At 65.4% G+C, this 24051-nt stretch carries 18 protein-coding genes; all 18 read right to left on the bottom strand.

Features of this window, described 5'->3' with window-relative positions; translation table 11 throughout:
* Window positions 1-2: 2 nt before the first annotated feature.
* The 18 genes from AC07OK_RS26830 to AC07OK_RS26745 all read right to left on the bottom strand — a co-directional run bounded on the left by AC07OK_RS26830 (window position 3) and on the right by AC07OK_RS26745 (window position 24051).
* Window positions 3-2369 carry a bifunctional salicylyl-CoA 5-hydroxylase/oxidoreductase gene (locus AC07OK_RS26830; RefSeq protein WP_494693123.1) on the bottom strand — a complete coding sequence of 789 codons (2367 nt, stop codon included), beginning with the start codon at window positions 2367-2369 and terminating at the stop codon, window positions 3-5.
* Window positions 2366-4027, bottom strand: coding sequence for an AMP-binding protein (locus tag AC07OK_RS26825; protein ID WP_494693122.1), 1662 nt, complete (start codon window positions 4025-4027; stop codon window positions 2366-2368). Before AC07OK_RS26825 ends, AC07OK_RS26830 begins: the two co-directional genes overlap by 4 nt.
* 90 nt (window positions 4028-4117) lie before the next feature.
* The gene (locus AC07OK_RS26820; RefSeq protein ID WP_494693121.1) at window positions 4118-4834 is read right to left on the bottom strand and encodes a response regulator; all 717 of its coding nucleotides are present in this window, start codon (window positions 4832-4834) and stop codon (window positions 4118-4120) included.
* Between the two features lie 125 nt (window positions 4835-4959).
* Window positions 4960-9912: a two-component regulator propeller domain-containing protein gene (locus tag AC07OK_RS26815; protein ID WP_494693150.1), complete on the bottom strand. Its 4953-nt coding sequence runs from the start codon at window positions 9910-9912 to the stop codon at window positions 4960-4962.
* A 67-nt stretch (window positions 9913-9979) separates the two neighbouring features.
* Window positions 9980-11155 carry a patatin-like phospholipase family protein gene (locus AC07OK_RS26810; protein WP_217940660.1) on the bottom strand — a complete coding sequence of 392 codons (1176 nt, stop codon included), beginning with the start codon at window positions 11153-11155 and terminating at the stop codon, window positions 9980-9982.
* 59 nt (window positions 11156-11214) lie between these two features.
* Entirely contained in the window at window positions 11215-13011 is a 1797-nt protein-coding gene (gene ggt, locus AC07OK_RS26805; RefSeq protein ID WP_494693120.1) for a gamma-glutamyltransferase, read from the bottom strand.
* An 81-nt stretch (window positions 13012-13092) separates the two neighbouring features.
* The gene (locus tag AC07OK_RS26800; protein WP_494693119.1) at window positions 13093-13851 is read right to left on the bottom strand and encodes a 3-hydroxyacyl-CoA dehydrogenase; all 759 of its coding nucleotides are present in this window, start codon (window positions 13849-13851) and stop codon (window positions 13093-13095) included.
* A gap of 58 nt (window positions 13852-13909) precedes the next feature.
* Entirely contained in the window at window positions 13910-15148 is a 1239-nt protein-coding gene (locus AC07OK_RS26795) for an ArnT family glycosyltransferase (protein WP_494693118.1), read from the bottom strand.
* Window positions 15149-15157: 9 nt separating this feature from the next.
* Window positions 15158-16645, bottom strand: a complete 1488-nt coding sequence (locus AC07OK_RS26790) for a UbiA family prenyltransferase (RefSeq protein WP_494693117.1) — start codon at window positions 16643-16645, stop codon at window positions 15158-15160.
* Between the two features lie 129 nt (window positions 16646-16774).
* Window positions 16775-17275, bottom strand: a complete 501-nt coding sequence (locus AC07OK_RS26785; protein WP_494693116.1) for a hypothetical protein — start codon at window positions 17273-17275, stop codon at window positions 16775-16777.
* Window positions 17276-17372: 97 nt separating this feature from the next.
* Window positions 17373-17843: a hypothetical protein gene (locus tag AC07OK_RS26780; RefSeq protein ID WP_494693115.1), complete on the bottom strand. Its 471-nt coding sequence runs from the start codon at window positions 17841-17843 to the stop codon at window positions 17373-17375.
* Window positions 17840-18235: a hypothetical protein gene (locus AC07OK_RS26775; RefSeq protein WP_494693114.1), complete on the bottom strand. Its 396-nt coding sequence runs from the start codon at window positions 18233-18235 to the stop codon at window positions 17840-17842. Before AC07OK_RS26775 ends, AC07OK_RS26780 begins: the two co-directional genes overlap by 4 nt.
* An 81-nt stretch (window positions 18236-18316) precedes the next feature.
* Window positions 18317-20563 (bottom strand): sodium-translocating pyrophosphatase, encoded by a 2247-nt coding sequence (locus tag AC07OK_RS26770; RefSeq protein ID WP_494693113.1) that lies wholly within the window; start codon window positions 20561-20563, stop codon window positions 18317-18319.
* A 180-nt stretch (window positions 20564-20743) separates the two neighbouring features.
* Window positions 20744-21400: an adenylate kinase gene (gene adk, locus AC07OK_RS26765; protein WP_494693112.1), complete on the bottom strand. Its 657-nt coding sequence runs from the start codon at window positions 21398-21400 to the stop codon at window positions 20744-20746.
* 214 nt (window positions 21401-21614) lie between these two features.
* Window positions 21615-22373 (bottom strand): 3-deoxy-manno-octulosonate cytidylyltransferase, encoded by a 759-nt coding sequence (gene kdsB, locus AC07OK_RS26760; RefSeq protein WP_494693111.1) that lies wholly within the window; start codon window positions 22371-22373, stop codon window positions 21615-21617.
* Between the two features lie 3 nt (window positions 22374-22376).
* Window positions 22377-22553, bottom strand: a complete 177-nt coding sequence (locus AC07OK_RS26755; RefSeq protein WP_081632595.1) for a Trm112 family protein — start codon at window positions 22551-22553, stop codon at window positions 22377-22379.
* A complete protein-coding gene (gene lpxK / locus AC07OK_RS26750) occupies window positions 22534-23616 on the bottom strand; it encodes a tetraacyldisaccharide 4'-kinase (protein ID WP_494693110.1) in 1083 nt (360 codons plus the stop codon). Before lpxK ends, AC07OK_RS26755 begins: the two co-directional genes overlap by 20 nt.
* On the bottom strand, window positions 23617-24051 hold the full coding sequence (locus tag AC07OK_RS26745; RefSeq protein ID WP_494693109.1) for an ExbD/TolR family protein: 435 nt from the start codon (window positions 24049-24051) through the stop codon (window positions 23617-23619).

Here is a 24051-nt window from a genome sequence, read left to right as displayed (position 1 = left end):
GCTTATCCTTCCAGCAGCCTGGCCGCGACCTGCTGCGGCGTGAGGCCGGTATTGGCCGCCGCCAGCTGGCGCTCGCGTTCGAGATTGCGTTCCAGCTGCTGCTTGGCCGGCACGTACTGCTTGGGCCAGGCAACGGCGGAATAGCCGATCTTCGCCGCTTCCGCCAGCGTCCACGCCGGATTGGCCAGGTGCGGGCGGCCGACGGCGCACAGGTCGGCGCGGCCGGCGGCGATGATGCCGTTGGCGTGGTCGGCCTCGAAGATCGAGCCGACCGCGATCGCGGCGATGCCAGCCTCGTTGCGAATGCGGTCCGCGAACGGCGTCTGGAACATGCGGCCGTAGACCGGCTGTTCCAGCTTGCTGACCTGGCCCGACGAGCAGTCGATCATGTCGGCGCCGGCAGCCTTGAACAGGCGGGCGATGCGCACCGCATCGTCCGGCGTGATGCCGCCTTCGACCCAGTCGTGGGCCGAGATGCGCACGCTCATCGGCTTGTGCTGCGGCCAGGCGGCGCGCATCGCGGCGAACACGCGCAGCGGATAGCGGCAGCGGTTTTCCAGGCTGCCGCCGTATTCGTCGCCGCGCTGATTGGTCAGCGGCGAGATAAAGGACGACAGCAGGTAGCCGTGCGCGCAGTGCAGCTCCAGCCAGTCGAAGCCCGCCGCGTCGGCCGCCTGCGCGGCGCGCACGAAGTCGGCTTCGATGCGGTCCATGTCGGCCGGCGTCATGGCGTGTGCGGTCTGCGATATGCCGGCCAGGTATTGCTGCGGCGAGGCGGAGACCAGCGGCCAGTTGCCCTTGTCCAGCGGCTGGTCGATGCCGTCCCACATGGCGCGGGTCGAACCCTTGGCGCCGGCGTGGCCCAGTTGCAGCGCGATCCTGGCGTCGCTGTGCTGGTGGACGAAATCGACGATGCGTTTCCAGGCCTGCGTGTGCTCCGGCGCGTACATGCCGGGACAGGCCGGCGTGATGCGCGCATCGGCCGACACGCAGGTCATCTCGGCGAACACCATCGCCGCGCCGCCCAGCGCGCGCGCGCCGAGATGGGCCAGGTGATAGTCGCCGACGACGCCGTCCACCGCGCTGTACTGCGCCATCGGCGAGACGACGATGCGGTTCTTCAGAACGACGTCGCGCACCTTGAACGGCGTGAACATCGGCGGCGCGGCCTTCGCCGGCGCCAGGCCGGCCTGTTCGCCGGCGCGGGCTGCGAACCAGCGCTCGTAGTCCGCCACGTAGGCCGCATCGCGCAGGCGCAGGTTCTCGTGCGACAGGCGCTGGCTGCGCGTCAGCATCGAATAGGCGAACTGCGGCGCTTCCATCGCCGTGTAGCGCTCGACGTTTTCGAACCACTCCATCGAATTGCGCGCCGCGCTTTGCAGCTTGATGACCTCCACCGCCCGCGCCGATTGATACGCCGCCAGAGCAGCGGCAGCATCGGCATGCTGGCCGAAGCAGCGCGCCAGTTCGATCGCGTCCTCCAGCGCCAGCTTGGTGCCGGAGCCGATCGAATAGTGCGCCGAGTGCGCGGCGTCGCCCATCAACACCACCGGTACGTCGCCATTCCAGTGCACCCACTGCCCGCAGACGATGCGCGGGAACTTGATCCACATGCCGGAGCCGCGCAGGTGCGCCGAATTGGACATCAGCTCGTGCCCGTCCAGCTGCTCCGCGAACAGCTGCTCGCAATAGGCGATCGACTGCTCCGCGCTCATCTCCTCCAGCCCCGCCGCGCGCCACACCGATTCCGGCGTCTCGACGATGAAGGTCGAGGTATCGCCGTCGTACTGGTAGATGTGGGCCTGGAACCAGCCGTGCTCCGTCTGTTTGAAGGCGAAGGTGAAGGCGTCGAACTTCTTGCGCGTGCCCAGCCACACGAAGCGGCACTGGCGCGCTTCGATCTGCGGCTGGTAGCTGTCGGCGTAGCGGCTGCGGGTGCGGCTGTTCAGGCCATCGGAGGCGATCACCAGATCCGCGCCGTAGCGGGCGGCGATCTGCTGGTCGTCCAGCACCTCGGTCTCGAACACCAGCGACACGCCCAGCTCCTCGCAGCGCTGCTGCAGGATGTTGAGCAGGCGCTTGCGGCCGATGCCGCAGAAGCCGTGGCCGCCGGACGTGACCTTCTCGCCCTTGAAGAAGACATCGATATCGTCCCAATGGTTGAACGATTGCAGGATCGCGCGCGCGGTCGGCTCGTCGGAGTTCATCAGGTTACCCAGCGTCTGGTCGGAGAACACCACGCCCCAGCCAAAGGTGTCGTAGGGACGGTTGCGCTCCACCACCGTGATCTGGTGGGACGGGTCCTGCTTCTTCATCAACAGGCTGAAATACAGCCCGGCGGGGCCGCCGCCTATGCACACAATATTCATACGACTCTCAATTTGAAACGCTGTAGTTTTCCAGTTTCGGTGCGCGGCAGCGCGGTCAGGTAGCGGATGGCGCGCGGATACTTGTACGGCGCGATCTGCCCTTTGACGAATTCCTGCAGTTGCGCCGTCAGCTCCGGCGACGCCTCGTGGCCCGGCTTGAGCACCACATGGGCCTCGACGATCTGCCCGCGCTCCTCGTCCGCCCGCCCGATCACGCCGCATTCGGCCACGGCGGGATGGCGCAGCAGCGCGTCCTCCACTTCCGGGCCGGCGATGTTGTAGCCGGCCGAGATGATCATGTCGTCGGTGCGTGAGCGGTAGTAGAAATAGCCGTCGGCGTCCATCTCGTAGGCGTCGCCGGTCAGGTTCCAGCCATTGAGCACGTAGTCGCGCTGACGTTCATCCGCCAGATAGCGGCAGCCGGTCGGGCCTTTGACCGCCAGCCTGCCGATCACGCCCGGCCCGACCGGATTGCCGTCGTAGTCGAGGATGCAGGCCTGGTAGCCCGGCACTGGCTTGCCGGTGGCGCCGGGCCGTATCTGGTCGCCCGCCGCCGAGATGAAAATGTGCAGCAGTTCCGTCGCGCCTATGCCGTCGATCATCGCCAGTCCGGTGGCCTGGCGCCAGCTCTCGCGCGTGGCCAGCGGCAGCGCCTCGCCGGCGGAGACGGTCTTGAGCAGGCTGCCGATGTCGTACTTGCCGGCCAGCGGCGCCATCTGCCGGTAGAAGGTGGGCGCCGTGAAGCACACCGTGGCCCGGTACTGTTCGATCGCCTTGAGCAGGGTTTCCGGCGTCAGTTTTTCCAGCAGCACGGCGGTCGCGCCGACCCGCAACGGGAACAGCAGCAAGCCACCCAGGCCGAAGGTAAAGGCCAGCGGCGGCGTGCCGATGAAAACGTCGCTGCGTTGCGAAGCCAGCACCGAGCGCGGGAAGCAGTCGCAGATCGCCATCACGTCGCGATGGAAATGCATGGTGCCCTTCGGGATGCCGGTGGTGCCGGAGGTGAAGCTGATCAGGCAGACGTCGTCGGCCGCCGTGTCCACCGCGTCGAAGCTGGCCGGCTGCTGCGCCATCAGTGCCTCCAGCGAACCGAGCGCGCCGGCGTCGGCGCCGCCGAACCACAGCGTTTTCGCCCGCACGGCGGCGGGCATATCCACCGCTTCCATTTCGGCGCGCAAGCCATCCGCGCACAGCACGGCGTTGATCTCGGCCTTGCCGGCGATCGCGCCCAGTTCGCGCGCGCGCAGCAGCGGCATGGTCGGCACCGCGATGCAGCCGGCCTTCAGCACCGCCAGCACGCAGGCCGCCATCATCGGGTTGTTCGCGCCGCGCAGCAGCACGCGGTTGCCTGCCTCCAGCCCCAACGGGCCGCGCAGCACATGGGCGATGCGGTCGATCTGCTCCTGCAGCTGGGCGTAGGTCCAGCTCAGCTGCTCGCCGCGCACCGCCACGCGTTCGGCGCCGCCGCCGGCCAGCGCGCCGTCGAACAGCTCCGCCACGCAATTGAGGCGCGGCGGGTATTGAAGCTCGGGCAGGTCGAAGCGCAACTCGGGCCATTGCTCCGGCGGCGGCAAGTGCTCGCGCGCATAGCGGTCGGTATGCGCGCTGTCGCCGCTGGCAACGGAAGCGCTGGCGGAACTGGCTGTCGGTCTGGTCATGGTCGCCCTGAAGTTGAAGGTCGTTCGGTATCAACTGCTCACCCAGCAGATACTTTAAACCTAAACTATCTCAACATCAAGTGCTATCGTTCAGGCGGAGACGCCCTGTCGTACCAGGCCGGATTGATGGATCACGGCGCGCACCACGTCGGCCAGCACCGCTTGCACCGCCTCGTTGGTCAAGCCGCCCGGATCCAAACCCTTCAGCGCAACGGCCGCGCCGTCCAGCCCCAGCGTGACGCAACCGGCGTGCAGGCGGTCGATGCGGGCTTGCGCCTCCGGCTGCTGGGCCTTGACCAGCAAGGCCTCCAGGTCGCCGCTGGCGGCGGTCAGCTGGTTCTGGAAACCGCTCAGGTAGACCAACAGCCGCTCGGCGTTGATGCCCAGGCGGCGCAAGGTGGTGGCCGGATCTTCGGCGTGGTGGTCGTAGCCGCTGGCCGCCTGGTCGAGGAAACTCACCAGGTGCACGCGCACTTGCTCGGCCTGGAATGGCTTGACGATATACCCGGCCGCGCCGGAATTGGAGGCCTCCTGCACGGTATCCTTGTCGTTGGCCGACGTCACCAGCACGAAGGGCATGGTGTTGATTTCCGGGTGCCCCTTCACGCGCTGGAGCAGCTCCATGCCGGACAGGCGCGGCATGCGCAGGTCGCAGAAGCAGATCGCAGGACGCAAGCCGTCTTCCAGCTGCTGCCAGGCGTCGGCGCCGTCTTCCGCTTCGACGATATCGAACTTGCCGCAGCTGTCGATCAGATGCATCAACACCATGCGCGAGACGACATCGTCGTCGACTACCAGAACTTTCATGAGACTCCCTGTGCCCTTGACAACTACTTTTGTGTGACCTCAGTACGGCACTTTCCAACGATATTACATGAAAAACCGGGCTTATACGTCCTGGACAGATAAGGATTTATACCAATTGCCGCAGCTTACAAAGTGCTAGCCGCGCCAGTCCGCAGCAGCAAAGTGCGCAGCTGGGGCATGGCTTCGACGATGCGCGGCCAGTTGCCATGGTCCGCATCGAGCTCCAGTTCCCCGCACAGCGCCTGCAATTCCTGCTCTTCCAGATAGCCGGCGCTGCCCTTCATGCCGTGCAGCAGGCGGCTGGCGGTGTCGGCGTCGGCCTGCTCGACGGCGCGCTCCAATTCCGCCAGGCGCAGCGGCGCATCCTGGTGGAAGGCGCTGCGCAGGCGCAGTTTCAGATCGCTGCCGCCGCTGTGCTGCGCCAGCCGGGCCGGTTCCTCGGCGGCCGGCGCCACGCCGAACAGCGAGTCCAGCTCCGGCGTGCCCAGCGCCGGATTGTGGCGCGGCTCCATGCGCGGCAGCTTGACGCCCCGCTGCAACTGGCGTTCGATCGCCCGGCTGAGCTGGAAGTGCAGCTTGTCCTCGTCGATCGGCTTGGTCAGGAAATCGTCCATGCCGGCGGCCAGGTAGCGGCTGCGGTCTTCCTCGCTGGCGTTGGCGGTCAGCGCGATGATCATCAATTCCTGGTCGCGCACCGGCGCCGCCTCGGTGCCGCCCGAGCGTATCATGCGGGTGGCGCTGGCGCCGTCCATTTCCGGCATGCGGCCGTCCATCAGGATCAGGTCATAGCGCGTCAGCGAGCAGGCCTTGACCGCCAGCGCGCCGTTGGCCGCGATGTCGACCTTGTGGCCCAGGTCTTCCAGCATCATGCGGATGATGATCTGGTTGGTCGGGAAGTCTTCCGCGCACAGCACCTTGAGCTGGTGGCTGTGCGGCTCGCGCGGCACGTGCGGCACCAGCGGCGGCGGCACGCCGTTCGCCAGCGGCAGTTCGAACGAGAAGGTGCTGCCCTCGCCCGGCATGCTGACGGCGTTGATGCCGCCGCCCATCAGCTCGACCAGCTGGCGGCAGATCGCCAGTCCCAGTCCGGTGCCGCCGTAGCGGCGCGTGGTGGAGGCGTCGGCCTGCTCGAACTGCTGGAACAGGCGCGGTATCGCTTCGGCCTCGATGCCGATGCCGGTGTCGGTGACGCTGAAGCGGATGCGGTTGAGCGCCCCCTTGTAACCGGCGCGGGCCCGCGCATCGTCCTCCTGCGGCACGCGTTCGACGCGCATCCGCACCGAACCGTGCTCGGTGAACTTGAAGGCGTTGCCGACCAGGTTGACCAGCACCTGGCGCAACCGGGTCGGGTCGCCGACGACGAACTGCGGCAGGCCCTCGCCGAACTCCAGGCAAAATTGCACGCTGTGCGCGGCGGCCTGCTCCTCGAACAGGCTGACCACGTTCTCCACCGCCGACGACAGCGAGAAGTCGATATTCTCGATGGTCAGCTTGCCGGCCTCGATCTTCGAAAAGTCCAGCAAGTCGTTGATGATCGACAGCAGCGATTGCGCGCTGGCCTGGCCGCGCAGGATCTGCTCGCGCGTGCTGACCGCCAGCCGGCTGTCGCGCAGCGCGAAGCCCAGCATGCCGATCACGCCGGCCAGCGGGGTGCGCATCTCGTGGCTCATATTGGCCAGGAACTCGGACTTCTGGCGGGTGGCGTCTTCCGCCTTCTGCTTGGCCAGGCGCAGGCGCTCGTCGTTGTCCTGCAAGGCGCGGTTGGCCAGCGCCAGCTCCTCGGTGTGCAGCCGCACCTGGCGTTCCTGTTGCAGCAACTGGGCCTGGGTCTGGCGCAGGGTTTGCAGCGTCTCTTCCAGCTGCTGGTAGGCGCGGGCGTTTTCCAGGCCGGCGGCGGCATGCGAGGCGAGCGTCTGCAGCATGTCCATGTGGACCTGCTGGTAGCTGTTCTTCTCGACGCTCTGCACGCACAGCAGGCCGACCACCTTGTCGTTGGCCACCAGCGGCGCGTACATCATCGATTGCGCCACGGCCGCCGGCAGGCCGTCTTCGCGCACGCAGGTCACCAGCGTGTCCAGGCCCGATTCGTCCATGTAGTTGCGGAACTCGGCGTCGAAGTCGTTGATGAACACCGGCTTGCGCTGCTTCAGGCACCATACGGCCAGCTGGTTGGGTTGCTCCAGGCTGCGCTGGTAGGGCAAGGTGCGCACGCCGGCGTCGATGGCGAACGGGAAGTCGATCACGCCCTGCTCCTCACGCACGAAGCCGATGCCGAAGATCTGCGCATCCATCAGGTGGTGCACGTGGCGGTACAGCGTGCGCATCGAGGTTTCCATGTCCAGCGTGGCGCTCATCTCGCGACCCAGTTCACTCAGCACCGAGATGTTGCGGTGCGCCTGCTCGACGTTTTCCTTCTGCCGCTCGACCTCCTCTTTTTGCCGTTCGGTGTCGACGCGGCGCTGCTCGGCCTCGGCGCGCTGCGCCTCCGCTTCCAGGCGGCGCTGCTCCAGTTCCTGCTTTTGCTGTTGCAGCAGCAGGTTCTTATGTTCGACTTCGGCCGTGCGCGAGCCGACCAGCTCCTCCAGCCGCTGCTGCTGGTGGTGCAGGCTGCGCACGCGCGCGGCGTAGGCGGCATAGGCGGCGCCCAGCAGGGCCAGGCCGAACACGCTGCGGAACCACCAGGTTTTCCAGAACGGCGGCAGGATGGTGATCTCCAGCGTGGCGGCGTTATCGTTCCAGATGCCGTCCTTGTTGGCGGCCTTGACGCGGAAGGTGTACTGGCCCGGATCGAGATTGGTGTAGGTGGCGAAGCGCTTGGTGGAGTCGGTGACCACCCAGTCCTCGTCGAAGCCCTGCAGCTGGTAGGCGAAGCGGTTGCGCTGCGGCGCCGCGTAGTGCAGCGCCGCGAACTCCAGCGAGAACACGGAATCGCTCTCGAGCAGCGTCAGCGCGTTGGTGTATTCGATCGCCACCTTCAGCACGTCGGGATGTTCACCCTGCCCCGGCTTGAGCGACTTGTTGAAGATCTGGAAATCGGTGATGGCGACGGTCGGCGCCACGCTGTTCTCGCGCACCTCCGCCGGCACGAAGGCGGTGATGCCGTTGAAGCCGCCGAAGTACAGCGTGCCGTCCGGCGTGCGCAGCGCCGCGCCGTCGAAGTAGGCGCCTTCGATGGTGCCGTCGGCGCCGCTGTAGTTGCGCACCAGGCCCGTGCCGGTGTTCAGGCGCGACAGGCCGCTGTTGGTACTCAGCCAGAGGTTGCCGGCGTCGTCGGGCAGGATGGAGGCGATGGCGTCGTCGGCGATGCCGTCCTTGCGCAAGTAGCGCCGGAAGCGGATGGCGCCGTTGGCCGCCACTTCCATCTTGTTCAGGCCCGCCGCGGTGCCGACCCAGATGGTGCCGCGGCCGTCCTCGTACAGGTAGTGCACCTCGTCGTGACTGAGGCTGAACGGGTCGGCCGGGTCGCGCCGGAAGTGGCGGAAGGTGCCGCTCTTGCGGTCCAGCAGATCGAGGCCGTTGAAGGTGCCGATCCACAGCTGGCCCTTGCGGTCTTCCAGGATGGGGCGCACCACGTTGTCGGACAGGCTGTTCACGTCGGACGGGTCGTGGCGGAAGGTGCGCACCTCCATGGTCTGCGGGTCGAGCCGGTGCAGGCCGCCGCGCGAGGCGATCCACAGGATGCCGCCGCGGTCGCCGACGATGTTGCGGATGGTGTCGCTGGCCGGGTCGCCGCGCACGAAGGACAGCGCCTTGATCGCGCCGCTCTCCACGTTCAGGTGGTTGACGCCGGCCCGCCCGCCGATCCACATATTGCCGTTCTTCTCGCGCCACAGCGCGGTGACCTGGTCGTCGCTCAAGCTGTTGGCGCGCTGCGGATCGTGGCGCCACACCTTGCCCTCGCCGACGACCGGATCATACAGATTCAGGCCGCCGCTGCTGCCCAGCCACAGCTGGCCGCGCGCCTCGGCGACGATGGCGCGCACCTTGTTGTCCGACAGCGTGTTGGGGATGTCGGCCTGGCGCACGATGCGGGCGAAGCCGCCGCTGCCCAGGTCGACCCGGCTGGCGCCGTCGTTCCAGGTGCCGACCCAGAAGGTGCCGACGCGATCGCGGAACAGCGCCGAGATCTGGTTGTCGGCCACGCTGTGGCTGTCGCTGAACTGATGCAGATACTGCACCAGCCGGTTCTCCGACGGCAGCCAGCGCAGCAGGCCGTCGGCCTGGGTGCCGATCCAGACGTTGGTTTCGGCGTCGACGTACAGGGTGGTGATGCTCATGCCCGGCTTCATGCCTTCGCGCGGGCCGAGGCGGCGGCGCTGCGGTTCCTTGCCCAGCAAGCGCCATTGTTCCAGGCCGCCCAGGGTGCCGACCCACAGCGTCTGCGCGCTGTCGACCTGCAGCGCCAGCACCGCGTTGTACTTGCTGTCGCCGCGGGCGTCGATGGTGAAGTGCTGGAAGCGCGAGTCGCCCGGCGCCAGCATATCGAGGCCGGTGGCGGTGGCCACCCACAGGCGGCCGGCGGCGTCGCGCGCCAGCGCGTTGACCTGGTCGTTGGCCAGGCTGCCGGCATCGGCCGGATCGTGGTGCCAGCTGGTGAAGCGGCCGCTGGCCGGGTCGAAGTGATGCAGGCCGTCGGCGCTGGCCAGCCACAGACCGCCCGCGCCGTCGTCGGCGATGGCGCGCACGTGGCGGTTGCCGTTGCCGCGCTGCGCCGATTCGTGCGGCAGGTAGTGGGTGAAGCCCTTGGTGGCGGCGTCGTAGCGATCCAGGCCGCCGTCGGTGCCGACCCACAGCTGGCCGCTGCGGTCCAGGTGCAGCACGCGCACCCAGTTGTCGGCCAGGCTGCGCGGGTCGGAGACCGCGCTCTTGTAGGTGATGGTGCGGTAGCCGTCGAAGCGGGTCAGGCCGGCCTGGGTGCCCAGCCAGACGAAACCCTGCTTGTCCTGGGCGATGGCCAGCACCGATTCCTGCGCCAGCCCGTGCTCGACGCTGAGCTGATCGAAGCGCAGCGTGCGCGGCGGCGCCCCCGCCCATGCAGCGGCTCCGCCCAGGCCCCACAACAGCAGGACGGGCAACAGCAAACGGCTACAGAGGCGTATTAAAAACAGCAAGGGAAGCCCCGTTTATCCAGAAATCGCGCGCACGTCAGGACTCGAAGAAGGCCAGCACGTCGTCCTTGCGCGCTTGCGTGTCGCGCTGTCCGAGGCGGATCAACTCGCAAGTATAAGTCGATTCGAACAATAGGTATGACGCAAGTGCGGCGCCGCGGGTTTCGGTCGCGCCTATCCCCGACAGCATGGTGCGTATCGGCGCCGGCAAACTGGCGATGTGGCGGCTGGCGATATCGTCGAGCCGCTCGGACGGCGCGATCACCAGCAGCTGCACCGGCTTGAGCGGGGTCTTCTCCAGCAGCTCAGGCGGCAGCATGGACAGCGTCTTGTTGATGCGCTCCAGCCGTTCGATGTCGACCGCCAGGCTGTCGAGGAAGATCGACGACATGGCGTGGCCGGCGATCTGCGCCAGGCTGGGATAGCGGGCCGCGCTTTTTTCGGCGGCGCTGCGGGCCGGTTCGGTCAGGCGTCCGGCGCCGACCACCAGCACCTTGCTGGCGCCCAGGTGGATCGCCGGCGAGATCGGCGCCAGCTGGCGCATCGAGCCGTCGCCGCAGTATTCGCGGTGGCCGCCCATGTACAGCGGCGTGGCCGGGAAGATGAAGGGGATCGCCGACGACGCCAGCAAATGCTCGACGCCGATCTGGTCCTGCAGGGCCACGCGCTGCATGCGTATCCACGGCGCGATGTCGGCGGCGGTCTGGTAAAAGGTCAAGTGGTTGCCGGCGGTGTAGGACGAGGCGGTGACGGCCAGCGCGTGCAGCAGGCCCTCGGACAGCACCGCGTCCAGCCGCGGCAGGTCCAGCATGCGGTGCAGCAGGCCGACCAGCGGGGTGTTGTCCAGCAGCGAGGCGGGCGGCGCGGCGCGCCATTTGCGCAGCAGCCAGCCGAACGACAGCAGCGACAGCCAGCGCGCGCCGGAGCGGATCACGCCCAGCGAATCGGCGCGGTAGACCTGTTCGACCTCGATGTTCTGCCAGACGTCGAGCAGCTTCTGCACGCCCTCGCCGAAGTTATCGGCGCGGCAGGCCAGCGCGGTGGCGTTGATGGCGCCGGCCGAGGTGCCGCAGATGATGTCGAACGGATTGCGCGCGGGCGGCCAGCCCGCTTCCCACAGTATCTCCGAGATCGCCTGCAGCACGCCCACCTGGTAGGCGGCGCGGGCGCCGCCGCCCGTCAGGATCAACCCTGTTTTCTTTTGAATTCCCATACGACAAGATTAGCAGGGTCTACCGGGTTTGGGGCGCGTTTGGCCGCAGTTTGGAGGCATTATTCGCCTAATACGACACCTTCGCGCCGGGGATCGGCGCCGCCGAACCACTCCTGCTTGCCGTTGACGGTGCGGCGCTGGATGCCCTGCAGACCGGAGTTGAGCTCGAACTCGCGTACCTGGTGGCCGCGCGCCTTGAGCTGCTCGACCACCGCCGGGCTGACCCGCCCCGCTTCCAGTTCGGTCGGGCCGTTGCGGCTGCCAATGTTGGGCAGGCTGATGGCCTGCTGCACGTCGAGCTTCCAGTCCAGCGTGCCGACCAGCACCTTGGCCACGTAGTTGATGATGGCCGAGCCGCCCGGCGAACCGGTGGCCAGCACCAGCTGGTGCGTGCCCTTGTCGAACACCAGCGTCGGCGACATGGCGCTGCGCGGGCGTTTGCCGGCCTGCACGCGGTTGGCGATCGGGCCGTTTTCATCCTGCGAATCGAAGGAGAAGTCGGTCAGCTGGTTGTTCAGCATGAAGCCGTCGACCATCTGGCGCGCGCCGAAGGCGTCTTCCACCGAGGTGGTCATCGACAGGCCGCCGCCGAAGGCGTCCACCGCCACCAGGTGCGAGGTGGATGGCTTGTCGATGGCGGTGTCGGCGCCCCATGCGACCTGCATGGTGGCCGGCACGCCGTAGTTGGCGCGGCCCATGGACTTCTCGCCGATCAGCGCCGCGCGCTGCTTCAGGTAGCCCTTGTCCAGCAAGGCCGCCACGCCCTTGCCGGGCAGCGGCACGAAGTCGGTGTCGGCGGCGTAGCGGTTGCGGTCCGCGTAGGCCAGTCTGCCGGCCTCGGTGAACAGGTGGATGGCTTCGGCGGCCAGCATGCCACCGTTGAGCTGCGGCTTATACGGGCTGATGTCCTTCACTTCCAGGATGCCCAGCATCTGCGCGATGGCGATGCCGCCGGACGAAGGCGGCGGCGCGCCGCACACGGTCCATGCCTTGTAGTCGCTGCAGACCGGCGCGCGTTCCTTGGCCTGGTAGCCGGCGATGTCGGCGGCGGTCAGCTTGCCGGGATTGGTCGGATGCGCGGCCACCTTGGCGGCGATGTCGCGGGCGATGCGGCCTTTGTAGAAAGCGTCGGCGCCGCCGTCGGCGATCTCGCGCAGCGTGCGCGCCAGTTCGGGATTCTTCAGCAGGTAGCCGACCGGGCGCGGTTTGCCGTCCCCGCCGAAAAAGTAGGCCTTGGCGACCGGGTCGCGCGCCAGATAGCGGTCGTAGCTGAGCAGCGCGTTCAGGCGCGGGCTGACATGGAAGCCGTCTTCGGCCAGCTTGATGGCCGGCGCGAACAGCGCTTTCCACGCCAGCTTGCCGTGCTCCTTGTGCGCCAGCTCCAGCATGCGCAACACGCCCGGCGCGCCGACCGAGCGGCCGCCGATCACGCCGATCTCGCGCGAGACGGCCTTGCCGTCCTGGTCCTGGAACAGGTGCTCGTCCGCCGCGGCGGGCGCGGTTTCGCGGCCGTCGTAGGATTGCACGCGCTTGCCGTCGGAGTACAGCAGGAAGGAGCCGCCGCCGATGCCGGACGATTGCGGCTCGACCAGGGTCAGTACCAGCTGGGTGGCGATGGCGGCGTCGATCGCGCTGCCGCCCTGCTTGAGCATCTGGTAGCCGGCCTGGGTGGCCAGCGGGTTGGCCGCCGCCACCATGAATTTTTGCGCGGACCTGCCGGCTTTTTCGGCGTAGCCGGTGGCGATTTCGGGCGCCACGTCGGCGCCGGTGCGTTGTGCGTAGGCCGGCAACTGCAGCGCGGCCAGCAGTGGAAGGGACAGCGCGAGGCGCAGCGCCAAAGGCTTCAAACAATACATGGACTCTCCAAAATAAGAGGCGCGCGGCCAGGGCCGCGCGCCCGATCACTCTGGCATCCTACACGAAATCGAGTAAACCGTTTACTTCGGCTGCATGCGGATGGCGCCGTCCAGGCGGATGGTTTCGCCGTTCAGCATGGTGTTCTCGATGATGGCCTTGGCCAGGTGGGCGTATTCGTCCGGGCGGCCCAGGCGCGGCGGGAACGGCACCATATTGCCCAGCGCGGTGCGCACTTCTTCCGGCATGCCCATCAACATTGGGGTTTCGAAGATGCCGGGAGCGATGGTCATCACGCGGATGGCGCTGCGCGACAGGTCACGCGCCATCGGCAAGGTCAGGCCGGCAACGGCGGCCTTGGAGGCGGCGTAGGCGGCCTGGCCGATCTGGCCGTCGAAGGCAGCGACCGAGGCGGTGTTGATGATCACGCCGCGTTCGCCGCTATCGGTGGCGGCGGTCTTGCCCATCGCGTCGGCGGTCAGGCGGGCCATGTTGAAGGTGCCGACCAGGTTGATGTTGACGGTGCGCTGGAACACGTCCAGCGGGTGCGGGCCGTCCTTGCCGACGGTCTTGACGGCCGGCGCCACGCCGGCGCAGTTGATCAGGCCGCGCAGCGTGCCCAGTGCGACGGCGGCGTCGACCACGGCCTTGCCGTCGGCTTCCGAGGTGACGTCGCACTTGACGAAGACGGCCTTGAGTTCGGCGGCCAGCGCCTCGCCCGGCTCCACCTGCACGTCGGCCAGCACCACCTTGCCGCCCTGCTCGACGATCATGCGCGCGGTGGCGGCGCCCAGGCCCGACGCGCCGCCGGTGACGATGAATACATTGTTCTGAATTTGCATGTCTGTCCCTATCTCGTTTTTATTTGACGTTTACGTAAACGTCACATCGCAATTGTAGCTAATTTTTCATCTTCGAGTAAGTCGTTTGCTGTACCGTTTTTTTCGCCTGCATGCGCGCTTGAAGCGCCTGCTCAATCGCCATCGCGGCAAGCACGATCAACAAGGGCATGATCGGCTCCCGGTAGCGATAAATCACGTAAAACATCATGTGCACGCCGGTGTAGCACAGGACCGCAAGCCAGAGCAGGCCAGTATTTTTGCTGCGCAGCCGCTGATCAACAACGCCGGCCAGCGCCGCGCCGCAGATCAACAGGTATTGTGCCAGCCAGGCCAGCCGCGTCAAAGCCTCGCCTCTGGGCTGGGGGCCCTCCCCCTCGTGTACCGGCGGCATCCAGAACAGAACAACTTTCTTCAATGCAAGAGTCAGGAACCGGGCCGGATGCTGCTTGATCCAGTCGATCGCTTCGTGTTTCAGTGTGTCGTTTGCCACGACCTCGCCTTGCTTGCGCAACTGGTGCCAGGTGGCGCCTCTTGGTGTGTCGGCAATGGAGACAAACATGCCGTCGGCCGAGGAATTATTGCCTATGTAGAGATTAAAACCTCCATTGGTATTCAAAACGGGGGCGCCTACGACCTGGTAGTTGCGCATCAGCCAGGGCGCCACCACCAGCATGGCCACCAATCCGGCCAGGCCCAGCGTTGCCAGCTTCCGGGGAAGCGGCCAGGATGTCGTCATCAGCGCGATCGCGAATATCGGGGCAAGGGCCAGACCGGAATTTCCGGTGATTGCAAGCAAGCCAAGAACCGCGCCAACCGAGATCGCTATCCGCGCCGACGGCCGCGCTGCGCATCGCAAAGAAAGCAGGACAACGCCGAGCATCAGCGGCGTCATGAGATTTTCCTTGGAAAGATATGCCGCATATATCCACGACGGCAAATACACAGCGTACAGGCCGGCACTGAGCAGCCGCCCCACCTTGCCGGCGCCGGCGTCCCGCGCGATCAAATAAACCAGCCACGCGCTGACGGTGCACAGCAATGCGTTGGCCAGTAGCGCCGCCAACAAATGGTGGCCGAAGATGGCAAACACCGGCGCCAGAACAAACAAGGGGTATCCGGCACTCAAAAATGCGGCATTTCCCCCGTCAAGCAAACCCTTGCCCGCCAACAGGCTCAGCGCCATGCGTTCGTATCCGGCATAGTCGCTGACAGGCTGGAATTGAAAAGCAAAAGCCGTCGCGATCCGTACCAGAAACGCGACCAGCAAAATCAGAACCAGCCCATGCCTTTCACGCATAGCACTCCCCTAAGTCAAGACGAAAAAGTGCGCGATCAGCATCGTGACACCCATGACGATGATGGTGCTCCGGCTGCCCTGGTCTTTGATCGCATAGATCAAGGGATCGTCGTGCATCTCTCCGCGCGCAGTCTTGATCCAAAGCCGGGCTAGCCAATAGACCAATCCTATGGCCACCAGCCACAACAAATCTGGTGTCGCGTAGCGCGATTGGGTATCGGCGGAATTGATAAACAGCCCGAACACAACGACTGCGGACATGGCCGACGCCAGTCCCAGCGGCGATAATACTGCCAAGTCCGTTACCCGGTAATCACGGCCGCGGGCGGCCACCTTCCCGATCTGTTCCAATGAGATTAATTCGGCGCAGCGTTTCACCAGTGCCAAACTCAAGAACATGAACACCGAGAAGGCCAATAGCCAGGCGCTGGTGACAATCGCGGCGGCCACCGAGCCGGCAAGGATGCGCAGGGTGTAAAGAAGGGACAGCATGATCACGTCTATCAGCACATATTCCTTGAACAGCCAGCTGTAGGTGCTGGTGAGAATGACGTACAACAGCAGCATGAAAAAGAAAGCCTGGGAGACGACCAGCGCCAGCCCAATCGCCAGGATGAGCAAGCCGCCGGCGACAGCAAGTCCAGTCAGTATCGGTATCCTGGCGCTGGCAAACGGGCGGTCCTTTTTCCGTGGATGCGCCCGGTCGCTTTCCAAATCCCATAAGTCGTTGACCACATACGTTGCAGACGCGGCCAACGAAAATGCCAGGAAGGCCATCGCGATCGTCGCAAGCCTGGCGATATCCATGAATGAAAAAGCAGTCAGCAAGGGGACAAACAACAGCAGGTTTTTCAGCCACTGGTGAACCCGCAGTGCCTTCAGCCAGGTGGAAAAACCGATGCTATCCTTCGGGAACTCTTGCTCAACCGTGTTGCGGCGTCGGACGGATTTGCTTAGGCCGGCTGAGGCCCCAACCAAAATAGCTGCCTGCGCCGCGTTCCAGATCGGAATGTCCGCGCGGCTATCGCCGGCATACACAAACTCGGCTCCAACCTTTTGCCGGATGGCTGCCAGTTTGATGTTGCCCTTGAGGTTGCAGCCCATGTCCGTAGCCAGTACCTCGTCGAACAACGCCAGGTGGTCGGATACGTCATGGGCGATTGATCGGTGCGCCGCCGTGGCCAGGATGATCTGGCGTCCCCTGCTTTTTTCGTCGTAGAGATAGGCCAGAAAGGCCTCACGGTAAGGCAAGTGGGCGGCCGAGAGCCTTGTGTGGGATGAGACCGTTTCCTTGAAGGCGGCACGACCTTTCATTAGCCAGACAAGCAGGCGCAGTAAATTGAAGGGGGATTGCTTGACGAGCTGGATGACCGACTCAAGCAGCGTATCGGTAGGCGTCAATGTGCCGTCGAGATCGACCACCAATGGACAAGCGGCCGCTGCGTTGGCCTGGGCCAAGTCGTTGACTTCTTGCGCTTGGCTCGAGTCGATGGTCATGGGAGTTCTAGATAGTCCTGGGTTTGACGAACCAGCTCTATCACTATGGCATTGGCGTCAGGTGCCGATGTCGAATACATCAAACAAACCCGTCAATTTTTCGCGCGTTTGAAACGCGGCGGCGCCGCTTCAGCGCTTGATGACAGCCACCAGTTGATGCGCACGTTTGGTGGACTTGGCATCTGTCGCGGGGAGATGCAGCCTGAACGACAGGAGCTGCGGCGGCGTGTTGTCGGCGCTAAGGTTCAATTCGTAAAAAACCGGTTGCCCGTCGCTGGCGGTGGATGCGTAGCGGACTTGAACAAACTTCTGGACTTTGAACGGGAGATTTTTATGCGCGGGAACTTCCAACCGGATGCTTTTCCCGTCGGGCAGTGCAGCGACAGGATGTATCGTCGCAAAGCCGCCAAGGCTATCGTTGACGCGCTTCAAGGCACGCTCGGTCGTCCCGGCTTTTTGCGTTGACTCCGGCGCGAACAGCGCCGCCGCGTCCTTGTACCGCTGATGCTGTAGCGCATCCACGAATCTGTCGGCGACCATGCCGGGGCTTGCTTCACCAACGGCGGCGGCGTGGGAAACGACCGAGGCGCAGACCACAAGTGCACCAAGGCTGACTAAGTTGAACTTCATGTACGCTACGCCCGTATTCATTAATAAGCACACAGAATACTTGACCACAGGGTACAAAAGTTACTCACATTGTCACCACAACCCGGTAAGTTGCACATTAGCATTGCAACCAAACGCCGTTGCGATTGCAGACTTTGCCGGAGGGCGAGATTGCCGCGCCGGGGCCGGCGTTGTTGATGCGCGCGCCGCTGGCGTCGTTGCAGCCGGTGGGGCCGCAGTTGTTCAGCGCCTTGGGCGCATTGGGAGGATCGAGCAAGGTTTGCAGCGATGGCGATGGCGGTGCGGCGGGCATCGCGACCTGCGGCGCCTGCTTGACTGCCGGCATGCGCTGGATGATCTGCGTGACCGGACGGCGCGGCATCGGCTTGCGCGCCGGCGCGGTGCGGCAGGGTTCGACGGCCAGCCGCAGGCCGTCCGCACTCAGCGTACAGACCGGTAGTTTGGCGTATTCACGCAACTCGGGGCTGGCGGAAGCGGCGCTCCTGGCAGCGTCCGGCGACGGCGCCTGGGCGGCGGCCAGCGCGACCGGCAAGACCAGCATCAGGCCCAGGAAGGCGCGCGGCGTCATGGCGGCGGCGCCACGGTGGCCGTCATGACCCGCCACGGCAGCAGGCAGGCGGCGATGTTGGGATAATAGCCGCGCGGATTGTCGCAGTAGTACCAGCGCCGCGACAACGTCCCGGCATCGGACGGCGGCAGGTACAGCGGCGCGTCGGCGTAGTAGCCGGGCGGATAGTAGTAGCCGTTGTAGTAGGGACCGTAGTAGCCGTAGCGCGGCCAGTACAGCGGCGCACCGATAAAGATGCCACCATGGACATAACCGTGGCCGTGATGGTAGCCGTGGCCAGCGCCGCCATGCGCGTGACCATGACCATGGCCGCCTCTTTGCCCCCAGGCATTGGGGCTGATCAGCACGCCCAGCAGGAAAGCCAGCGTCAGCGCCGGTTTCAACATATTCATGGCATCACCTCGCGAAGTGCTACACCTTCATTATTAGCAGGTGTAGCACCGGAGGGAAGCGAATGAAACAATTGGTAACGCTTACTTGCCTTGCGGTGGCGCCGCTGGCGGCGGTTGGTCGGCTGCCGCCCCTTGGCCCGGTGGCGGGCCTTCGGTCATCGGCGCTCCGGCCGGTGGCGGCGGCGCGTCGGCCGGTTTCATCATGCCCCTGTCCGGCGCCATCATCATCGTCGGCGCCGGCGCGGTGATTGCGCTGACCGGCGCCGGCACGGACACCGCCAGCCAGCCCGAGGCCGGCAGCAGCGGCACCAGCAGCAAGGCCACGATGTTGATGATCTTGATCAGCGGATTGACCGCCGGACCGGCCGTGTCCTTGTACGGATCGCCCACCGTGTCGCCGGTGACGGCCGCCTTGTGCGCGTCCGAGCCCTTGCCGCCGAAGTGGCCGTCCTCGATGTATTTCTTGGCGTTGTCCCAGGCGCCGCCGCCGGTGGTCATCGAGATCGCCACGAACAGGCCGGTCACGATGGTCCCCATCAACATGCCGCCCAGCGCGGCCGCCCCCAGCAGCATGCCGACCACGATCGGCACCACCACCGGCAGCAGCGACGGGATGATCATTTCCTTGATCGCCGACGCGGTCAGCATGTCGACCGCCTTGTCGTACTCCGGCTTGGCCGTGCCTTCCATGATGCCCTTGATGTCGCGGAACTGGCGGCGCACTTCCACCACCACGGCGCCGGCGGCGCGGCCCACGGCCTCCATCGCCATCGCGCCGAACAGGTAGGGAATCAGGCCGCCGATGATCAGGCCGACGATCACCATCGGATTCGACAAATCGAATGTGATGCTCTTGCCGGTCGATTCCAGCGCGTGCGTGTAGTCGGCGAACAGCACCAGCGCGGCCAGGCCGGCCGAACCGATGGCATAGCCCTTGGTGACGGCCTTGGTAGTGTTGCCCACCGCGTCCAGCGGATCGGTGATGGCGCGCACCGATTCCGGCATGCCCGACATTTCGGCGATGCCGCCGGCGTTATCGGTGATCGGACCGTAAGCGTCCAGCGCCACGATGATGCCGGCCATCGACAGCATCGCCGTCGCGGCGATCGCCACGCCGTACAACTGCCCCAGCTGATACGACACCAGGATAGCCGCGCACACCGCCAATACAGGATAAGCGGTGGACTTCATCGACACGCCCAGGCCGGCGATGATGTTGGTGCCGTGGCCGGTGGTCGAAGCCTCGGCGATATGCTTGACCGGCGCGAAATCGGTGCCGGTGTAGTACTCGGTGATGTAGACCATCAGCCCGGTCAGCACGATGCCGACCACGGTGCAGCCCATCATCTTCATGCGCATGGCCTCGTCCGGCCAGACCTGCCAGGTCACCACGGCAAAGCCGATCAGCGACAGGCCGGCCGCCCACCACAGGCCGGTGTACAGCGCCGACATGATTTTCTTGCCCGGCTTGGCCTTGACCATCGAACAGCCGACGATGGAAGCGATGATGGACACCGCGCCCAGCAGCAGCGGATAGACGATGGCCGACGTCGGCGCCGAGGTGATCAGCAAGGCGCCCAGCAACATGGTGGCGATCAAGGTCACCACATAGGTTTCGAACAGGTCGGCCGCCATGCCGGCGCAATCGCCGACGTTGTCGCCGACGTTATCGGCGATCACCGCCGGGTTGCGCGGATCGTCCTCGGGGATGCCCGCCTCCACCTTGCCCACCAGATCGGCGCCGACGTCCGCGCCCTTGGTGAAGATGCCGCCGCCCAGACGGGCGAAGATCGAAATCAGCGACGCGCCGAAGGCCAGGCCGATCAGCGGCTTGATCACATCGTGCGGATTGAGCGGCGGATTCGGCGCGCCCGGCGACGTCCCCGTCAGGAACATATAGAACAGCACCACGCCCAGCAGGCCCAGGCCGACCACCAGCATGCCGGTGATGGCGCCGCCCTTGAAGGCGACGTCGAGCGCCTCGTTCATGCCCTTGGTGGCCGCCTGCGCCGTGCGCACATTGGCGCGCACCGAGACGTTCATGCCGATGAAGCCGCAGGCGCCGGACAGCACCGCGCCGATCAGGAAGCCGATGGCGGTCTTCATGTCGAGCAAAGCAGCAATGAGAATGAGCAGCACCACGCCGACGATCGCGATGGTGCGGTACTGGCGCGCCAGATAGGCGGCGGCGCCCTCCTGGATGGCCAGGGCAATTTCCTGCATGCGGGCGTTGCCCGCGTCCTGACGTAAAATCCAGCTTCTTGACCATAAGCCATAAATCACGGCGATAACGCCGCACGCCACTGCAAACCAAAGACTAGCTGCCATAGTGTCCCCTTATTTTTATTGATCGAGCCTACAAACCCACACTTCAGAAAACCAACGCCCGCCGGGTAGGCAAGCGCAGCCAACTAAACCTGCGAACTGCAACACTTCATAAAACGGGATGGCATCCAGCCGATGTCGGGCGCAAAAAAAGCGGACACTCGGTCCGCTCTACTTTAACGCTTATTCCGCGAGCGCGGCAAACGCGCTGTCGCGAATTTGCTCGACCGGACCGACGCCGACGATGCGGCGATACTTCGGCGCACCCGGTTGACCGGTTTGTGCCCAGCTATTGTAATAACCCAGCAGCACTTCGGTCTGGTTGTGATAGACGTCCAGGCGCTTCTTGACGGTCTCCGCCTTGTCGTCGTCGCGCTGCACCAGCGGCTCGCCGGTGACATCGTCCTGGCCTTCGACTTTAGGCGGATTGAATTTGACGTGGTACACCCGGCCCGAACCCGGATGGCAACGGCGGCCGTCCATGCGTTCGATGATCGATTCGTCCGGCACGGCGATTTCCAGCACGTAGTCGACCGCCACGCCGCTGTCCTTCATCGCGTCGGCTTGCGCCACGGTGCGCGGGAAGCCGTCGAACAGGTAGCCATTGGCGCAATCCGGCTCGGCCAGACGGTCCTTGACCAGGCCGATAATGATGTCATCCGATACCAAACCACCAGCATCCATTACCTTCTTGGCTGCCATGCCCATTTCCGTGCCCGCCTTGATCGCGGCGCGCAGCATGTCGCCGGTGGAGATTTGCGGGATGTTATATTTTTCTTTGATGAAATTAGCCTGGGTGCCCTTGCCGGCTCCTGGTGCTCCTAAAAGAATAAGACGCATGAAAAATTCCTAAAACAATATGGATGGGTTAGTTGGTATCGGATCGTACGAAACTTACCACAAAACTTCGTCTCAACGCCAATTTGTGACGGTTTGAACCGTTCTTAGCTGGCGAAACCGGGGAACAGAGAGATATTCCGTATGAATATCGCACCGTTGTCTTCGTTATATCAGTCGTAACTGACTACTGGCTGACGCGCCTGTTTGATACAAATCAATAGAACTGACGGACGCGCACCAGGTCTTCCGGCGTGTCCACCCCGGCCGCCGGAGCCGAATCGGTCACATGGACCGCGATGGAATAACCGTGCCACAGCACGCGCAACTGCTCCAGTGCTTCGATCGCTTCCAGCGGCGACACCTCCAGCGCCGGGTAGGCTTGCAGGAAGTCGTTGCGGTAGGCGTACAGTCCGATGTGACGGAGCGGCACGTAACCATCCGGCAGCGTTGATTTAGACTGCGCAAAGGCGTCGCGGTTCCAGGGTATGGTCGCGCGCGAGAAATACAGGGCTCGGCCGGCCTTGTCCAGCACCACCTTGACCACGTTGGGGTTGAAGGCGTCGGCGGCGTCGTGCAGCGGGTGGGCGCAGGTCGACATCGGCACGTCGGCGTTGATGCACGCGGCGGCCGCTTGCAGCAGCGCCGGGTCGATCAGCGGCTCGTCGCCTTGCAGGTTGACGACCACGGCGTCGGCCGGCAGGTTCAGCGCGCGCGCCACTTCGGCGATGCGGTCGGTGCCGGACGGGTGGTCGGCGCGGGTCATGCACACTTCCACGCCGTGCTGCGCGCAGGCGGCGCGGATGTCTTCATGGTCGGTGGCGACGATGATGCGGGTGGCGCCGGCCTGCTGCGCGCGCTCGGCCACGCGCACCACCATCGGTTTGCCGCCCAGGTCGGCCAGCGGCTTGTTCGGCAGCCGGGTCGAGGCCAGGCGGGCCGGAATGATGACGACGAACGGGGACAATGAGGACACCGCTTAATCCGCCTTGTCCTGCAGGGTGCGCGCCTCGTCGGCCCACATGATGGGGATGCCGTCGCGGATCGGATAAGCCAGGCGGTCGCCCTTGCATATCATTTCCTGGGCTTTTTTATCGTACTCCAGGGGGCCTTTGCAGACCGGGCATACCAGGATATCAAGCAATCGAGCGTCCACGACATTTCTCCACAATTTGGTCGGCCAGCGCGCCGTCGAGGTGCGCCGTCACCGGGACGACCCATAGTCGCGGGTCGTCTCTGAGTTCTTCAATTTGCGCACATTTTACTGCATCCTTCTCGGTCATCAAGATCAGGTCCGCATCGAGCGCGGCAAACGGGCGGTCCTGGAAGTCGTGATGATCGGGCAAAGGCAGCTCGGTGATGCGCAGGCCGGCGGCCTTCAGCATGCCGAAGAAGCGCGCCGGATTGCCGATGCCGGCGGCGGCGGCCACGCGCAGGCCGGCGCCATCGCCACCACTGCTCGCTTCAGCCAGCTCGGCGAAGCTGCGGCGCAGGCTGCGGTCGCGCAGCTGTTCGGCGTGGGCGCCGGCCAGCGTCATCTGGATCGGCATGGCGGCGGCGCCGACCGACGCGGCCAGCTGCGGGCTCAACTGCGGGCTGTTGATGACGGTGAAATCGCGCCGGCGCGATACCGGCTCCCGCAGCGGGCCGGCCGGCAGCAGCCAGCCATTGCCGGCGCCACGGCCGTCGAACAGGATGATTTCCACGTCGCGCTGCAAGGCGTAGTGCTGCAAGCCGTCGTCGGTCAGCAGGATGTTCACGTCGGGATGGGCGGCCAGCAGCGCGCGGCCGGTGGCGGCGCGGTCGCGGCCGACCATCACCGGGCAGCCGGTGCGCTGCTTGATCAGCAGCGGCTCGTCGCCCACCTGCGCCGGCGTGGACGCGGCGTTCACCGCGCGCGCGTGGCCGCCGTCGCTGCCGTGGCCGCGCGAGATCACGCCGGGCCGCATGCCGGCCGCCTGCAGGGCCTGCACCAGCCAGATCGTCAGCGGCGTCTTGCCGGTGCCGCCGATGTAGATATTGCCCACCACCACCACCGGCACCGGCAGCCGCGAGGACTTCAGCACGCCGGCGCGGAACAGGGCCGCCCGCAGGCCGCTGAGCGCGCGGAACAGCAGCGACAGCGGCCACAAGGCGCACGCCAGCGGCCCGCGCCGCAGCCAGTTACGCGTCAGCGTCGTTTCGAGCGCTGACGTCTTGGTGGGAGTAGAGGTAGACACTTATTTGGCGGCACTGGTCTGCGCGGCAAAAGTCAGCTTTTCGTAGCCTGCGATGCGCGCCGCTTCCATCACGTTGATGACCATCTGGTGCATCGCGAACTGGTCGGCGTTGACGATCACCACCGGCGACTTGCCGCCCGCCCCGCCCTTGTCGGCGGCGTTCTTCATGGCCTGCGCGAAGCCGGCCACGTCGTGGAAGGACACCGGATCGCCGTTGATCGTGTAGTTGCCCTTGGCGTCCACCGTCACGTTCAGTTCGAACGGCTTGTCGGTCGCCTTCTGCGCGTCGGCGGTCGGCAGCGTGATCTGCAGCTCGGTGAACTTGCTGTAGGTAGTGGTCACCATCAGGAAGATCAGGATCACCAGCAGCACGTCGATGAACGGGATCAGGTTGATCTCGGGGTCCTCGCGGTGCCGGCCTTTGCGGAAGTTCAT

The organism is Duganella sp. GW821-FHT07G03, from assembly GCF_059418605.1.
Note: the sequence above shows the minus strand (reverse complement) of the source record. Positions and strands in the feature narration are given on the sequence as shown.

Bases quoted from the DNA above. Each gene is read 5' to 3' on its own strand.
- AC07OK_RS26775 (WP_494693114.1), bottom strand. From the start codon at position 18,235: ATGAATATGTTGAAACCGGCGCTGACGCTGGCTTTCCTGCTGGGCGTG.
- AC07OK_RS26820 (WP_494693121.1), bottom strand. From the start codon at position 4,834: ATGAAAGTTCTGGTAGTCGACGACGATGTCGTCTCGCGCATGGTGTTG.
- AC07OK_RS26770 (WP_494693113.1), bottom strand. From the start codon at position 20,563: ATGGCAGCTAGTCTTTGGTTTGCAGTGGCGTGCGGCGTTATCGCCGTG.
- AC07OK_RS26825 (WP_494693122.1), bottom strand. From the start codon at position 4,027: ATGACCAGACCGACAGCCAGTTCCGCCAGCGCTTCCGTTGCCAGCGGC.
- AC07OK_RS26830 (WP_494693123.1), bottom strand. From the start codon at position 2,369: ATGAATATTGTGTGCATAGGCGGCGGCCCCGCCGGGCTGTATTTCAGC.
- AC07OK_RS26810 (WP_217940660.1), bottom strand. From the start codon at position 11,155: ATGGGAATTCAAAAGAAAACAGGGTTGATCCTGACGGGCGGCGGCGCC.
- ggt (WP_494693120.1), bottom strand. From the start codon at position 13,011: ATGTATTGTTTGAAGCCTTTGGCGCTGCGCCTCGCGCTGTCCCTTCCA.
- AC07OK_RS26745 (WP_494693109.1), bottom strand. From the start codon at position 24,051: ATGAACTTCCGCAAAGGCCGGCACCGCGAGGACCCCGAGATCAACCTG.
- AC07OK_RS26795 (WP_494693118.1), bottom strand. From the start codon at position 15,148: ATGCGTGAAAGGCATGGGCTGGTTCTGATTTTGCTGGTCGCGTTTCTG.
- AC07OK_RS26790 (WP_494693117.1), bottom strand. From the start codon at position 16,645: ATGACCATCGACTCGAGCCAAGCGCAAGAAGTCAACGACTTGGCCCAG.
- adk (WP_494693112.1), bottom strand. From the start codon at position 21,400: ATGCGTCTTATTCTTTTAGGAGCACCAGGAGCCGGCAAGGGCACCCAG.
- AC07OK_RS26785 (WP_494693116.1), bottom strand. From the start codon at position 17,275: ATGAAGTTCAACTTAGTCAGCCTTGGTGCACTTGTGGTCTGCGCCTCG.
- AC07OK_RS26780 (WP_494693115.1), bottom strand. From the start codon at position 17,843: ATGACGCCGCGCGCCTTCCTGGGCCTGATGCTGGTCTTGCCGGTCGCG.
- AC07OK_RS26800 (WP_494693119.1), bottom strand. From the start codon at position 13,851: ATGCAAATTCAGAACAATGTATTCATCGTCACCGGCGGCGCGTCGGGC.